This window comes from Maribacter polysiphoniae, assembly GCF_003148665.1.
Taxonomy (GTDB): domain Bacteria; phylum Bacteroidota; class Bacteroidia; order Flavobacteriales; family Flavobacteriaceae; genus Maribacter_A; species Maribacter_A polysiphoniae.
The window spans coordinates 235406-250661 of record NZ_QGGQ01000004.1; the positions used below are offsets into that span (position 1 = coordinate 235406).

The 15256-nt window shown below is 39.9% G+C and carries 16 protein-coding genes; 9 read left to right on the forward strand and 7 right to left on the reverse strand.

Annotation, left to right across the window (positions count from 1 at the left end; genetic code table 11):
* Positions 1-2: 2 nt before the first annotated feature.
* Positions 3-962: a lytic transglycosylase domain-containing protein gene (locus LX92_RS10830; RefSeq protein WP_109650391.1), complete on the reverse strand. Its 960-nt coding sequence runs from the start codon at positions 960-962 to the stop codon at positions 3-5.
* Positions 963-1063: 101 nt separating this feature from the next.
* On the reverse strand, positions 1064-1726 hold the full coding sequence (locus LX92_RS10835) for an alpha/beta fold hydrolase (protein WP_109650393.1): 663 nt from the start codon (positions 1724-1726) through the stop codon (positions 1064-1066).
* A gap of 169 nt (positions 1727-1895) precedes the next feature.
* On the opposite strand from LX92_RS10835, the gene LX92_RS10840 reads away from it, so the two are divergent.
* Positions 1896-2189 carry a GNAT family N-acetyltransferase gene (locus tag LX92_RS10840; protein WP_109650395.1) on the forward strand — a complete coding sequence of 98 codons (294 nt, stop codon included), beginning with the start codon at positions 1896-1898 and terminating at the stop codon, positions 2187-2189.
* A 65-nt stretch (positions 2190-2254) separates the two neighbouring features.
* On the opposite strand, the gene mtaB is transcribed toward LX92_RS10840, so the two are convergent.
* The 3 genes from mtaB to LX92_RS10855 form a co-directional block, all read right to left on the reverse strand.
* Positions 2255-3580, reverse strand: a complete 1326-nt coding sequence (gene mtaB / locus LX92_RS10845) for a tRNA (N(6)-L-threonylcarbamoyladenosine(37)-C(2))-methylthiotransferase MtaB (protein WP_109650397.1) — start codon at positions 3578-3580, stop codon at positions 2255-2257.
* Between the two features lie 133 nt (positions 3581-3713).
* A complete protein-coding gene (locus LX92_RS10850; protein ID WP_109650399.1) occupies positions 3714-4886 on the reverse strand; it encodes a GlmU family protein in 1173 nt (390 codons plus the stop codon).
* 83 nt (positions 4887-4969) lie between these two features.
* A complete protein-coding gene (locus LX92_RS10855) occupies positions 4970-5242 on the reverse strand; it encodes a type B 50S ribosomal protein L31 (RefSeq protein ID WP_109650793.1) in 273 nt (90 codons plus the stop codon).
* 186 nt (positions 5243-5428) lie between these two features.
* Here LX92_RS10855 and LX92_RS10860 point away from each other — a divergent pair, with 186 nt between their 5' ends.
* From LX92_RS10860 to LX92_RS10890, 7 genes are all read left to right on the forward strand, one after another.
* The gene (locus LX92_RS10860) at positions 5429-5950 is read left to right on the forward strand and encodes a DUF4199 domain-containing protein (RefSeq protein WP_109650401.1); all 522 of its coding nucleotides are present in this window, start codon (positions 5429-5431) and stop codon (positions 5948-5950) included.
* Positions 5951-6068: 118 nt separating this feature from the next.
* Positions 6069-7043: a glycosyltransferase family 2 protein gene (locus LX92_RS10865; protein ID WP_109650403.1), complete on the forward strand. Its 975-nt coding sequence runs from the start codon at positions 6069-6071 to the stop codon at positions 7041-7043.
* 24 nt (positions 7044-7067) lie between these two features.
* Positions 7068-8777, forward strand: a complete 1710-nt coding sequence (locus LX92_RS10870; RefSeq protein WP_109650405.1) for a phospho-sugar mutase — start codon at positions 7068-7070, stop codon at positions 8775-8777.
* Positions 8777-10597, forward strand: a complete 1821-nt coding sequence (locus tag LX92_RS10875; RefSeq protein WP_109650407.1) for an ABC transporter ATP-binding protein — start codon at positions 8777-8779, stop codon at positions 10595-10597. The genes LX92_RS10870 and LX92_RS10875 overlap by 1 nt, the downstream gene beginning before the upstream one ends.
* A gap of 67 nt (positions 10598-10664) precedes the next feature.
* Positions 10665-11207: an RNA polymerase sigma factor gene (locus tag LX92_RS10880; protein WP_109650409.1), complete on the forward strand. Its 543-nt coding sequence runs from the start codon at positions 10665-10667 to the stop codon at positions 11205-11207.
* Between the two features lie 33 nt (positions 11208-11240).
* Positions 11241-11771 carry a hypothetical protein gene (locus tag LX92_RS10885; protein ID WP_109650411.1) on the forward strand — a complete coding sequence of 177 codons (531 nt, stop codon included), beginning with the start codon at positions 11241-11243 and terminating at the stop codon, positions 11769-11771.
* Positions 11764-12219, forward strand: coding sequence for a hypothetical protein (locus LX92_RS10890; RefSeq protein WP_109650413.1), 456 nt, complete (start codon positions 11764-11766; stop codon positions 12217-12219). The genes LX92_RS10885 and LX92_RS10890 overlap by 8 nt, the downstream gene beginning before the upstream one ends.
* 52 nt (positions 12220-12271) lie before the next feature.
* Here LX92_RS10890 and LX92_RS10895 read toward each other — a convergent pair whose 3' ends face one another.
* Complete coding sequence (locus LX92_RS10895) at positions 12272-13303, reverse strand: WD40/YVTN/BNR-like repeat-containing protein (protein ID WP_109650415.1); 1032 nt, start codon at positions 13301-13303, stop codon at positions 12272-12274.
* A gap of 71 nt (positions 13304-13374) precedes the next feature.
* Here LX92_RS10895 and LX92_RS10900 point away from each other — a divergent pair, with 71 nt between their 5' ends.
* A complete protein-coding gene (locus tag LX92_RS10900) occupies positions 13375-14589 on the forward strand; it encodes an RsmB/NOP family class I SAM-dependent RNA methyltransferase (RefSeq protein ID WP_109650417.1) in 1215 nt (404 codons plus the stop codon).
* A gap of 118 nt (positions 14590-14707) precedes the next feature.
* On the opposite strand, the gene LX92_RS10905 is transcribed toward LX92_RS10900, so the two are convergent.
* The gene (locus tag LX92_RS10905) at positions 14708-15073 is read right to left on the reverse strand and encodes a winged helix-turn-helix transcriptional regulator (protein ID WP_109650419.1); all 366 of its coding nucleotides are present in this window, start codon (positions 15071-15073) and stop codon (positions 14708-14710) included.
* Between the last annotated feature and the right edge of the window lie 183 nt (positions 15074-15256).

The following is a 15256-nucleotide window of genomic DNA, read 5'->3' on the forward strand; positions in this document are numbered from 1 at the left end:
ACCTATTTGGCGACTTTGTAGTAGCCTTTATTTGGGATTTCTATGGTGTATGTCTTTCTTGATGCATTGTTCAAGTGAGGCTCCCGTAACCAAGGGTTATGTCGTTTTAGGATTTTATAATTGATCTCATATTTTTGGGCAAAATCCGCAAAACTGGCAATAGGCTCATCGACCTCTACCTTAAACGTAGGAACGGCACTGTACATATCTTCCTTTTCAATCTCAAAGCCATATTTTTCTGGATTCGAAAGAATCTCTTTTATAGCCATAATCCTGAACACGTACCTTCCTGTCTCTTGTCCGAGCAAAAGATCGTAATAATCCTCTACCTTCTGGATTCCCATAAATTTATTGATTGCACCAGGACCTGCATTATAAGAGGCTGCAGTCAGTGTCCAACTTCCATATTTCTCCTTCCATTTGTTCAAGTAATCACAGGCCACCTGGGTCGATTTCTCTAGATGGTAACGTTCATCCACATTGGCATTTATCTCAAGTCCATACTCCTTTCCCGTTCCTTTCATTATTTGCCAAAAACCGGTAGCACCGGCATGGGATACCACATTGGTCAAGGCACTTTCCGCCACTGCCAAGTATTTAAAATCATCTGGAATACCATTTTTGGCCAGAATAGGTTCTATAACCGGGAAGTATTTATTGGCCCTTTTCATTAATAGCAAGGCATTAGACTGCCAATAGGTATTCACCAAGAACTCCCTATCGATACGCTCCATAATCTCAGGGTCATCCTGAGGAACCAATTCACCTGCAAAATTTAAATCTTCAGGAATCTCAATCGTAGAGATCCTATACGTATCGGAAACACTCTTGTCATTATCGTTTTCAGCAACATCCTGTACCGATTCATTTTCGGTTTCGTTAGCACCCTGTACGGCAAAAATCAGGGTCGTTATCACAAAAAAGACCCCTAACAGCATTAAAATATTCTTTAAAATCCTCATATTTCCTCATTAAGTTTAAATTCAAAGGTACTAAAGAAACATACAAAAAATGAAATCTTTATTTCTTTATACAGTAACAAACACCTTTACTACTAACTTCGTTATTCCTTAATAATTGTGGGCAAATGCTCATTAAACCATCGAGCCCGATGGATAATCATGGTATGAGTGCCGTTTTTAACAGGAATACAATCCTTAATATGCACGATAGGGAAAACAGCATCCTTATCCCCATGGATATGCACAAGGTTTTTAGGATACTGCACCTGTTTCCAATTGACAATCTGGTCGATTGACCAATCTATATACTGTTTATCCCTAATGGACAGGTACTTTTCATAAAGTTCCAACCGCTTGTGAACGGCCTCCCCAAAGGCATATTTGGCCAGCAATTCCACATTATTCACCAATCCCGTAGGTAATAACTTATGCACTTTGGTGTATTTGGCAAAGAGCATTCTTTTAGGCAGTTCTTCCGTTCTTTTTACGCTAGAGACCAAGATGACCTTTTTTGTATCTATGAGTTTGGCCATTTCCTGTACCAGCATACCCCCGAAGGAAACCCCAATCAGGACCGGGTGGTCATGTTTGATTTTTTTTACCATTTTCTCCGCATAGGCAACCAACGACATGTCCTTTTCCGGGACAAACCAATCGAGTCTATGGGTTTCAAATTCAGTTTCAGGTAAACGTATATTTTCGAATATTGTTGAATTTGCAGCCATCCCTGGCATGAAGTAAACTTGTATTTTTTCTTGGCTCATATCGTTCTGCCTTACGAATTTCTTAGGAAAATCGTATTTTTATTATTACTTTTGTATTCTGTTTCGAATAACCCCAAGCATCTTATTACAAAGCCATGTAAATGTATAAAATTACGATGCAATCTGACGTGATTTTTTTTAGATAAGACCAATAATAAAATCTAACTATATGAATGAAGTAGAAATAAATGACAATAGTTTCTTGCGCCAATTTGAAGCTAGAGTCGAAGGTCAATTAGCTAAGATCGAATATTCTTCACAAGAACGTAAAGTTTTTTTAACCAAATTGGTTATTCCGGAAGAAATCACAAAAGAAGGTTTTAAAGAAGACTTCATCAAATCTGTTTTACATCATATTCAAGATCAAAACCTACGTGTGGTACCTACGAGTCCGCAAATAGCAGGTTTCTTAAGAAAAAACAGACAGTACAAAGAGATGCTACCGGTAGGAATTAGGATCTGATCTAAAGAAAACAACTTACAAAACCTGTTATACACTGAAACAAATTCAGTCATTAACAGGTTTTTTTATGCGGTAATACCACTTGCCACAAACTGAATTTTTACGAGTCCGTCCACATCGATATCAGTAAGTTCCACTTCCTGTAGTGTATTTACCAAATCGGGATTCCAAGGATACTTTACCTTAACATAATTCTCGGTAAAGCCCTGAATATAACCTTCTTTGTTTTCCCCTTCGAACAATACGGTCCTGGTGGTCCCCAATTGACTTTCATAAAAAGCCCGTCGTTTTTTTACCGAGAGGCCACGAAGCATTTTACTTCGTTTGCTCCTTACCTTTAATGGTACGGGGTCAAGCATGCTCGCTGCAGGGGTATTATCCCTTTCCGAATAGGTAAAGACATGCAGATAGGAAATATCAAGTTCATTCAGAAATTGGTAGGTTTCCAAAAAATGGTCGTCACTTTCCCCCGGAAAACCAACAATAACATCGACCCCAATACAGGCATGGGGCATTGTTTGTCTTATTCTGTTTACCCTATCGATATAAAGTGTTCGCAGGTAACGACGCTTCATTTGCTTTAAAATATCATCGCTACCACTCTGTAGGGGAATATGAAAATGGGGCACGAATGAATTACTTTTTGCCACAAAATCAATGGTTTCATTTTTCAACAAATTAGGCTCAATGGAAGAAATCCGTAATCGATTGATACCCTCTACCCTATCCAAGGCCTGTACCAAATCCAAAAAAGTGTGCCCATGTTTTTTATTTCCGAATTCACCTTTCCCAAAATCGCCGATATTCACTCCCGTTAGTACAATCTCCTTAATTCCCTTTTCTGAAATTTCCTTGGCGTTCTTAAGTACGTTTTCCAAAGTATCACTACGGGAGATCCCCCGGGCCAAGGGAATGGTACAAAAGGTACACTTATAATCACAACCGTCCTGTACCTTCAAAAAGGCACGTGTACGATCACCAATGGCATAACTCCCTACGTAAAAATCAGCTTCCTCTATCTCACAGGCATGTACTTGCCCATAATCATTCTTGGATAGGTCATTGACATAATCGGCTATCTTGAACTTTTCCGTTGCCCCCAAAACCAAGTCCACCCCATCAACCGCGGCCAACTCTTCCGGTTTAAGTTGTGCGTAACAACCAATGGCCGCCACAAAAGCTTCTGGATTTGTTTTTAAGGCTTGTCGCACGATGGACTTAAAACGCTTATCTGCATTTTCGGTAACCGAACAGGTATTTATAACATACATATCAGCCTTCTCGGAGAAGTCAACACGCTCATATCCATCTTTTTGGAAATCTCTTGCGATTGTTGAAGTTTCTGAGAAGTTGAGTTTACATCCCAAGGTATAAAATGCTACTTTCTTCATGTGGAATTCAATTGGGTGCCCCGGGTAATTCTTTTTAATTGGGCTTGCAAATATATCAAATTTTGTAGTTAGGAGGTCCTAAAGGAATATTTCGAACGCATGGTTTTCCAACTACTGCTTATTGAATAGGATATTAATAATTCCTCCACTTTTTGGTGAGCTCAAAAACATGGCTAAGGATGTCCGCCTCTTTTTTATCAAACTCCACTCCCCTACGGGCCATCATTACTTTTGCGGCCTCAAAAGCCTTAATCGGCAAGTAGGATGTAAAACCTGAAGCGCCTCCCCAGCTAAAACTAGGTATAAAATTCCTTGGGAATCCAGGTACATAAATATTGGCGTTTACACCGATAACCGTTCCTGTATTGAACATGGTATTGATGGCCGTCTTACTATGGTCCCCCATCATCAGTCCACAGAATTGCAACCCTGTTTGCTCAAACTTCTCGGTGGCATAGTTCCATAAACGCACTTTGGCATAATTGTTCTTTAGATTGGAGTTATTGGAATCGGCCCCAATGTTACACCATTCCCCCAAAACGGAATTTCCCAAATACCCTTCATGACCTTTGCTCGAGTATCCGAATATGACCGAGTTACTTATTTCACCACATACCTTACCATGAGGTCCGACAGTAGTGGGACCGTACATTTTGCCCCCCATTTTAACCACGGCATTGTGACATAGGGCAAACCCGCCACGAATAAGGCTGCCTTCCCATATCTCGGCATTCTCCCCAATATATATGGGTCCTTCCGTAGCATTCAAAATACTGTATTCCACACTAGCGCCTTTCTCAAGGAAAATATTCTCAGGATGTATTACACTATTGGTATCAGATAAGGGCTCTGAGGTCCTTCCCTTTGTAAGAAAATCAAAATCCGCCTGTAGTGCCTCCCCATTTTTAGAAAAAATATCCCACGTATGTTCAATACGTATGACTTCCCCTTCGAACGATATTTGTTCAAATGTGGAGAAATCAACTTCCTGGCCCTCCAATGAAAAGAAGGCAATTACATCTTCCCCCTGAAAAACAGCCTGGTTTTCTTTAAGGGATTTAATTTGGTCCACTAATTCCCTGGTTGGCAAAAAAGAGGAATTGATCAACACATTCCTGTCCAACTCTACCATGGGAAACTTCCCTGAAAGATAATCCTCCGTGATTGTCGTCGTGGTCGTATTGAGATATTTTTCCCATTTTTCACGTATGGTAAGAATGCCAACACGTATGTCGGCTACCGGTCTTGTGAAAGTAAATGGCAACAAGGAATCCCTTGAAGGTCCATCAAAAAGAATATAATTCATAAATTGAATTTTGCTTAAAACAAATAGCGCCCTCGATACTAACTATCGAGGGCGCATGTTTATTGTTGAATAGTGTACTTATTCTATTCTTCTTCCTTTTTATCCGCTTTTTGGAATTTCTTGTACTTGTTCTTGAATTTATCGATTCGACCAGCTGTATCCAAGAATTTAGCCTTACCTGTATAGAAAGGGTGTGATGTCCTGGAAATTTCCAATTTCACTAAAGGATATTCAACACCTTCAACCTCTAAAGTTTCTTTGGTGTTTGCAGTTGACTTTGTTAAAAACACTTCTTCATTCGACATGTCTTTAAAAGCAACTAATCTATAATTTTCAGGGTGTATTCCTTTTTTCATTTTTTTAAAATCTTTATAACGCCCATTCCGACAGGCATGCATTTTAAGGCTGCAAATTTACATTTTTTTATCTAAATCACAATTATTTGTTTAAAAAAGAAAAAATAAATATTCGTACCTTTAAGTGTAACATTAATTACAATTAATCCACTAATATAGAAAACCAATTAAATCTTAGATACAAAAATGGAACAAAACGAACCAAAAACAGGGAAATACGCATTAAATTTTGGAGTACTACTTGGTGTAGTCAGCGTTGTATTCGGACTTATGTTATTTTCAATGGATATGCATTACGACCAAGGATGGGCGATTCGTGGAATTAGCTTGGTATTGACCGTGGCCGCCATATTTTTGGGAATATTCCAATACAAAAAAGCCAATGGAGGATATCTGACCATATCAGAAGCCTTGAAAATTGGAACAGGAATCGCATTGATTGCCGGAATTATAGGTTTGATCTATTTCTTTTTACTGTCCAATGTCATAGAACCTGGCTATATGGACAAGATGTATGAAATAGGTAAAGTGCAGGCTATGGCGGACAATCCAAATCTTACTGAAGAACAAATTGACCAAGGTATAGAAATGCAAAAAGGTTTCGCATGGCTAACCTATCCGTTCATACTAATCATGAATATTATTATCGGATTGGTATTGGGACTTATCTCTGGACTTATTTTGAAAAAACAAAAACCAGCGTATTAACAAATACTTTCAAACTTTTGAAATCAGCCAAAAAACATCCTTTTTTGCTTCTGATCAAAAAGTTTAATCGTGTTAAATGTCAAAATTGTACTTTTGAAAAGAATTTCAGAAGTTTTCAATGAACCTATCTGTAGTAATACCATTACTGAACGAAGAAGAGTCCTTAAACGAACTGCACGATTGGATTGTAGCTGTTATGCAATCCAATCGTTTTTTATATGAAATCATCTTTATAGATGATGGCAGTACCGATGGTTCGTGGAACATTATTTCCCTTCTTTCCGCCAAAAACGAAAATGTCAAAGGCATCCGTTTCAGCAAAAATTTCGGCAAGTCACAAGCCTTGCATGCCGGCTTCAAGGCAGCACAAGGCGATGTGGTCATTACCATGGATGCCGACCTACAGGATAACCCTGAGGAAATTCCCGAATTATTCGACCTGATCCAAAATCAAGGGTACGACCTTGTATCCGGATGGAAGAAAAAACGATACGACTCGGTCATAACCAAGAACATCCCCTCTAAATTGTTCAATTGGGCAGCCCGTAAAACTTCCGGGGTCAAATTAAACGATTTCAATTGTGGGTTAAAAGCCTACAAGAAAGCGGTAATCAAGACTATTGAAGTACGTGGTGAAATGCACCGCTATATACCCGTCCTTGCCAAAAGTGCCGGATTCACCAATATCGGCGAAAAGATAGTACAACATCAGGCCCGTAAATACGGTAAAACCAAATTCGGTATGGAACGTTTCATCAATGGTTTTTTAGATTTGATCACCATTTGGTTTGTTTCCAAATTCGGAAGAAGACCCATGCACCTTTTTGGCGCCCTTGGCGTGTTGATGTTCATCATAGGCTTCGGGTTTGCCATTTTTCTAGGCATTGACAAACTGTTTATAAACCCTACCGCCCGATTAATAACCGATCGACCTGAATTCTTTATTTCATTGACTTCAATGATCATCGGGACACAACTGTTCCTTGCGGGGTTCTTGGGTGAAATCATGGTACGATCCCGAAAAGACGAAAAACGATATAATATATTGGAGGAATTGAATCTTGCCCAAGAAAAAGAGCAATTTTCTTCGTAAATTAACCTATAAAACAAAAAGTACATGGATTCTATTTTAAACGCTGCCAAAAGCTGGCTTTCAGATTTTTTCGACGCTGATGTCAAAACTGAGATTCAACAACTAATCGACAATGACCCTGAGGGACTAAAAGACCGGTTTTACAAGAACATGGAATTTGGGACAGGTGGTATGCGCGGTATCATGGGCGTTGGAACCAACAGGATCAACAAATATACCTTGGGAAAAAGTACCCAGGGACTTAGTAACTATCTAAAAAAGAGTTATCCAGAGGAAGAAATCAAGGTGGTAATCGCATATGATTGTCGTCATAACAGTGATACGTTGGCTAAAACGGTGGCCGATGTGCTATCAGCCAATGGTATCAAGGTTTTTCTTTTCTCCGAATTAAGGACCACACCCGAATTATCATTTTCGGTAAGACACCTCAATTGCCATGCGGGAATCGTTTTGACGGCTTCCCACAATCCCCCGGAATATAATGGCTATAAAGTCTATTGGACCGATGGAGGACAAATAGTACCTCCACAGGATGGGGAAATCATTGGTGAGATCGACAAACTGGCTTACGAGAATATCAACTTCAACGCCAATGAAGATTTAATCGAATACATCGATAAGGATGTTGACGAGGCCTTTATTACCGCTTCGGTTGCCAATGGTAGTTTCAATGCCAAAGGAAAGGATGATTTCAAGATTGTTTTCACTTCATTACACGGTACATCGATCACAGCGATTCCCGAAGTTTTGAAGAGAGCTGGTTATAATAATGTAACCATCATTGAAGAACAGGCAAAACCCGATGGGAATTTTCCAACCGTAAAATCCCCTAACCCAGAGGAACCTGAAGCCTTATCCATCGCGATCAAGAAAGCTAAGGAAATCGGGGCCGATATGGTTATAGGTACAGACCCGGATAGTGATCGATTGGGCATTGCCGTTAGAAACCTTAAAGGGGAAATGGAATTGCTCAATGGTAACCAGACCATGGTAATGATGACCAAATTCCTATTGCAGAAACGCAAGGAAAAAGGGATGCAGGGCAATGAGTTCATAGCCTCGACCATAGTTTCCACCCCCATGATGGGTGCCTTGGCCAAAGCATATGATGTCGAATACAAAATAGTGCTGACCGGCTTTAAATGGATTGCCAAAATGATCAAGGATTTCCCGGAATTGCATTTTGTCGGTGGTGGCGAGGAAAGTTTCGGATTTATGGTTGGGGATTTTGTACGGGACAAGGATGCTGTTACCGCTACCCTATTGGCCTGTGAAATAGCAGCGGATGCCAAAGCCAAGGGAAGTTCGTTTTACAAGGAATTGATCCAATGTTATGCGGATTATGGTTTCTATAAGGAAAAATTGATTTCAATGACGAAAAAAGGAATCAGTGGCGCCGAGGAAATAAAACAAATGATGGTGGATTACAGGGAGAATCCAATCAAGGAAATCGATGGTTCCAAAGTTGAATGGGTACACGATTACGATAGCTCAGTAGCCAAAAATATGATTACAGGAGAAACGGAAGCTATTGAAATCCCAAAATCGAATGTGTTGATCTACACTACCGAAAATGGGACACGAATGGCCGCAAGACCAAGCGGAACGGAACCAAAAATCAAATTTTATTTCAGTATAAATTCAAAACTCAATACTGTGGAAGATTTCGAGAAAGTTCAAAAAGAACTTAATTCGAAGCTCGATCGGATTGTAAATGAACTGAAACTCGGTTAATGGATTATTTTAAAAAAATCCTTCGCTTTGCGAAGCCTTATAAGAAATACGGATTTCTTAATATATTTTTCAATATCCTTTATGCCTTGTTCAGTGCCTTGTCCTTTGCGGCATTGATCCCGATGTTGGATGTGCTTTTCAAACCGGAGAAAAAGGTTCTAAAAGAGCCTGTATACACCGGAATAGGCCAATTGAAGGATTATCTTCAGGATTATATCAATTACAGGGTCACTGACTATTCAGGGGACGATCAAATGAAAGGTCTCGTCCTGGTCATTGGGCTCGTTTTGGTCTTGTTCCTGCTAAAGAACTTCTTCAATTATGCGGCTATGTATTTTATTACATTCCTGCGTAATGGGGTCCTCAAGGACGTTCGTAACCGCATGTACCAAAAAATTACGGAACTGCCTATTTCCTATTATTCCGAAAAACGCAAAGGGGATGTCATCGCCCGTATTACCTCGGATGTACTGGAAATACAGCATTCATTCCTTTCTATTTTGGAATTGATCGTTCGCGAACCCTTGACCATAGTGTTCACCATCTTGATCATGTTTGGAATAAGTTCCAAATTAACCATTTTCGTGTTCATTTTCATACCGGTTGCAGGAGCCATTATTTCGAGAATCGGCAAATCGTTGAAAAAGAAATCGGATCGCGTCCAAAAAGAACAAGGGGAGTTTTTATCCATTGTGGAGGAAACTTTAGGCGGACTCCGGGTCATCAAGGCCTTTAATGCTGAATCCCGCTTTTATAAAACATTCAGTACCTCTACTGAACGGTTCTTTAAATTCTCGAACAAGTTATTGAACCGTCAGAATTTGGCATCACCAACAGGGGAGTTTTTGGGTATTTTGGTCATTGGTGTCCTATTGTGGTTCGGTGGTAAGATGGTATTGGTCGACAAGACCCTTGATGCCTCATCGTTCATCGCTTATATGGGACTGGCTTACAACATCCTAACCCCCGCCAAGGCTATCAGTAAAGCTTCATTCGGGGTCAAAAAAGGAAATGCGGCCGCGGAACGCGTCCTTCAGGTATTGGAAACTGAAAATCCAATTGTTGACAAAGAGGATGCCCTGGAAAAAACAACCTTCGACAATAGCATTGCCCTTGAAAACATCTCCTTTAAGTACGAAGATGAGTATGTATTGAAAGACTTTGATTTGAACATCCCCAAAGGGGATACTGTTGCCTTGGTTGGTCAATCAGGAAGCGGTAAGAGCACCATAGCCAATTTGGTCACCCGATTTTATGACGTCAACAAAGGGGCCATTAGCATTGATGGCACGAACATCAAGGATATAAGTAAAAAATCGCTGCGTAATTTGATGGGATTGGTCACCCAGGATTCTATCCTGTTCAATGATACCGTTCGCAACAATATCGGTATGGGCAAGGAAAATGCCACCGATGATGAGATCATCGAAGCTGCGAAGATTGCCAATGCCCATGAATTCATAGCCTTGCTACCAAATGGATATGACACCAACATCGGGGATAGCGGAAATAAACTAAGTGGTGGCCAAAAACAACGTATTTCCATTGCCAGGGCGGTTCTTAAAAACCCTCCGATAATGATACTCGATGAGGCAACCTCCGCGTTGGATACTGAAAGTGAACGATTGGTACAGGATGCCCTGGAAAAAATGATGTTGCACAGAACTTCTATTGTTATCGCACATCGATTATCCACTATTCAGAAAGCGAATTCCATTGTTGTACTCCAGAAAGGCAAAATCGTTGAACAAGGTACACACAAAGAACTTTTGGCCAAAAACGGGGTTTATAGGAAACTGGTGGAGATGCAATCTTTATAAAACACAATACCACACATTAAACCTTTTGCATTTTAATAGGTCTTAGATTAAACTTAAGTGCTGTAATTTGATTGCCGAAGAGACATTACTAGACGAGTTGAGACGTCCGGAAACCCTGGACAAGGCCTTTGAAGTGTTGGTAAACACCTACAAAGAAAGGCTTTATTGGCATATACGAAGAATCGTTTTAAACCATGATGATAGTGATGATGTACTTCAGAACACCTTCATCAAAGTCTATAAAAACATCAACGGCTTCAAAGGGGAAAGTCAATTGTATTCATGGATGTACCGTATTGCCACCAATGAATCCCTGACCTTTCTGAAGAAAAAATCCAACAAGATGGGGATTTCCGATGCAGAGCTTCAAGACAGAATGGTATCCAATTTACAAGCTGATGTCTATTTTGATGGGGATGAGATACAAATAAAACTTCAAGAGGCTATTGCCCGTTTACCAGAAAAACAAAAATTGGTATTCAATATGAAGTATTTTCAGGAAATGAAATACGAGGAAATCTCAGGAATATTACATACTTCGGTTGGCGGTTTAAAAGCATCCTATCATTTGGCGGTTAAAAAATTGGAAGCTTTTTTAAAAGAGGATTAAACCTTTTAAACTATTGAGAGTCAAAGAATAGAAATGAAAAAGACAAACAACAAAAAGGATTTTAAAGTCCCCGAAGGTTACTTCGAAGGATTTACTGATAAACTAATGGAACGTATTAAAACTTCCAATGGCGATCAGAAGAACCTTATGTTGCCCAAATCAGACGGTTTCAAAGTACCTGACACCTATTTTGAAGGCCTGCATTCAAAAATACAATCAAAATTGAAAGAGGACGAAACCAAGGTTATCCCCCTCAATCCTTGGCGCAAACAGCTTTATTACGCCGCTGCATCAGTGGCAATCGTAGTCCTTCTCACAATTGCAGTACAGTTTAACCAATCACCAGAACTGACTTTTGAGAGTTTGGCCAATTCTGATATCGAGGATTATTTTGAACAGACCGATTTAGGGTTTTCAACCTATGAGATCGCAGAAGTCATCCCTGTTGATGACCTTGAAGTTTCCGATATTCTGGAATATCAGTTTAAGGATGAAAACATCATCGATTATTTGGATGATGATATTGATAATATTGAAGAATTAAATCTATTGGACAATGATTAACTATAAGAACATCACAGTACTCCTGTTATTGCTGTTCACTACAACATTTACCTTTGGACAGCGTAAACCTGATAAAGAAAAGATACGTACACTCAAAGTGGCGTATCTTACGGAACAACTGGAATTCACAACGAGTGAAGCCGAGGCTTTTTGGCCCATTTACAATACCTATCAAGATAAAATGGATGCCTTTAGAAACAAGGAACGGAACCAAATCTATGGCAAAACAAAGGACATGGAATCCCTATCGGATCAAGAAGCGAATGCCCTATTGGAAGATTTGATAGCTTTGGAAGACGAGAAGAACAAGGTGAACAAGCAGTTTTTAAAAGATATCCGAAAAGTGATTTCCGCTAAGAAAACCTTTTTATTATTGAAAAGTGAAAACGGATTTAAGCGACACCTATTGAAGCAATACCATCAAAAAAGGAATGGCGGTCAACGATGATCGTCAATCCATAACGATTAGGATACATTCCGAAATAGGGGCCAAAAGGCCCCTATTTTGATTTAAAAACCAATTTGGCAATTCTATTTTTGCCGGCCGCATAGGCAATGGAATCATTTAAAAAACGTACCGTATAAAAGGATTCATCCGAAAGCTTCGACCAACTTTCACCTTTGTTGCTACTATAGGAAATCCCTGTGAAACCTACCGCAACGATCCCATTCCCCCCGGAATTGGGCACAAAACGAACACAACTTTTATAGTTTGGCCCTTGGCCATCAGCCAGTAACCTCCAGCTTTTTCCACCATCTTTGGTAATGGCCTTATTGGCGATATTCCCTTCAGGCTGGGTGTAATCACCACCTAGGGCGATTCCTAGGCTTTCATTATAAAAATCCAAAGAATAAATGCCTTGGGCTTCTTCCTTATTCATTATAGGTGTTTGAAAAACTTCCCAGGTCTTTCCTTTATCCCCTGAAAAATAAATGCGGCCACTCGTCGTTGCGACCCATGTCTTTTCCCCTAAGGTCTTAATGTTGGTGTTGCTCGCTGCGAAAGCCCCTTCCCCATCGATTCCATTCGGTAAGTTGGCACATGGCATCTTATTCCATGAAAGGCCGCCGTCCCTTGTGATAATAATGGACAAACAACCATCTACCGAATCACCAATGGCTATACCTTCTTGATCGTTCCAAAAAGTCATGGCATCGTAAAAAACACCCTCCCCTTCTTCCTTGTAAACCAGCTCCATCCCATTGTCCCCTGTTTTATACAACAAAGCAGGACTACCTACCGATAACATAAAAAAGTCGGTCGATGTATGTGCAACAGCCCTAAATTCGGGTAACAGGGAATCCTGCTTTAGCATATTGGTACGAATCTGTTTGGTGCTTAGGTCAATACTTCCAAAAACACCTTTATTGGCACCAAAGGCCAAACTATTATCCAAAAGGGCTATGGCCCTAATACTGAGGGAGTCTTCATAGAGAGGCTCTATCTGTACAGAAACGAAGGGTTTTGTTCCACTTTGATCGGCACACCCGATAACAATAATGAGAATAAGAAGAGAGATACAATATCGCATAGCAATAATTTTTTTCAAAAATAGACAGAATAGCAGCCAAAACGATACCTTTGCAGCCTTATTTTTTAGTTATGAAACTTCATAGAAATTTAGTTTTTGCAGTGGTCGATGCCCTTGGGGATATCTTCAACGAAGGGGAATATGCCGATAAGGTGGTTCAAAAAACATTGAAACGGGACAAGCGTTGGGGGTCTCGTGATAGAGGTTTTATTGCCGAAACCACCTATGATATCGTACGGTGGAAACGTTTGTATGCAGAAATTGCCGAAGTAAAAGCCCCTTATAGTCGTGCCAATCTTTTCAGGATGTTCGCTGTCTGGGCTGTTTTAAGGGGTATTGAACTTCCCGATTGGAAACAGTTGGAACCTGTACCTACAAGAAGGATCAAAGGTAAATTCGATGAACTCTCAAAAATCAGAAAATATAGGGAATCCATTCCCGATTGGTTGGATGCCTTGGGTGAAAAAGCCTTAGGGGATAAGTTGTGGACCAAAGAGATTGCGGCCCTAAACCAACAGGCCAATGTTATTTTACGGGTAAACACCTTGAACACTACCAAAGAAAAACTACGTAAAGCCCTACTGGATGAAGGTATTGTTTCCGAAGCCATAAAAGGGTACCCCGATGCCTTGCAACTTGCCGAAAGGGCCAATGTATTTACAACAAAAGCCTTTAAGGACGGACATTTTGAGGTTCAGGATGCCTCTTCCCAATTGGTGTCCGAATTTTTAGACCCCCAACCCGGGGAACGTGTAGTGGATACTTGCGCCGGTGCAGGTGGAAAAACCTTGCACTTGGCAGCCTTAATGGAAAATAAAGGACAGCTCATTGCAATGGATATCTACGAAAACAAACTCAAGGAGCTCAAACGTAGGGCAAGAAGAAATGGGGCGCACAATATCGAACCTCGGCATATTCATTCGACCAAGGTGATAAAAAAACTATATGGCAAAGCGGACAGGGTACTTATTGATGCCCCATGCACCGGACTGGGTGTATTGCGAAGAAACCCCGATGCCAAATGGAAATTACAACCTGATTTCTTGGATACAATCACGAAAACACAACAGGAAATCCTGAGAAGCTATAGTAAAATGGTGAAACCGGGAGGAAAAATGGTTTACGCCACCTGTTCCATTCTTCCCCAGGAAAACTCAGATCAAGTAAATTCATTCCTTGCCTCTGAAGAGGGTTCTGAATTCACATTGGCCCAAGAAAAGAAGATTTATGCTTCCAAAAGTGGGTTTGATGGATTTTATATGGCACTCATGGAAAGAAGTAAGTAAAAAAATCATCACTAAAAAAAAGAGCCTATTGGTCCATAGGAACCGATAGGCTTTTTTTAGATTCAAAAATCAGTAAAAAGGAATAGAACCATCTAGAAACGCCATAGTCAACCTTACATTAGAATAAAGGTAACTGTTGGTTTTTCGGAGGTTCGGGAGTTTTGGTTTTTACAGCATATTGTTTCTTTCCCCATCGATTCATTGTTTGCACAACCGGTAAAAGTGATTTTCCCTTTGAGGTCAAGACATATTCTACCCTTGGTGGAATTTCAGGATATAGCGTTCGGTCAATCACACCCGACTTTTCGAGTGATTTCAATTGCTTACTGAGCATTTGTCTATTGATTCCCTCTATAACCAAAATGAGTTTGTTAAATCGATTTGTTCCTTTTGAAATATAAAAGAGAATTATGGGCTTCCACTTACCGCCAATCATCTCAATACAATGTTCAAGTGCCTGGGTATCCAACTTTTGTTCGGCCATTATAAATCCTTCTTTTTTTAATGATAGAGGTACAACAAAGCAATATCATACTAAGTTCGATAAACAGACTTTAATATAAGTTATTATATAAATCCAATTATCATACTTATTATAAAATAAAACTAATCTATTTTTAGACATTGACCAAGTAGAAGCAAAAACTATTAATTTCATTAACAACTA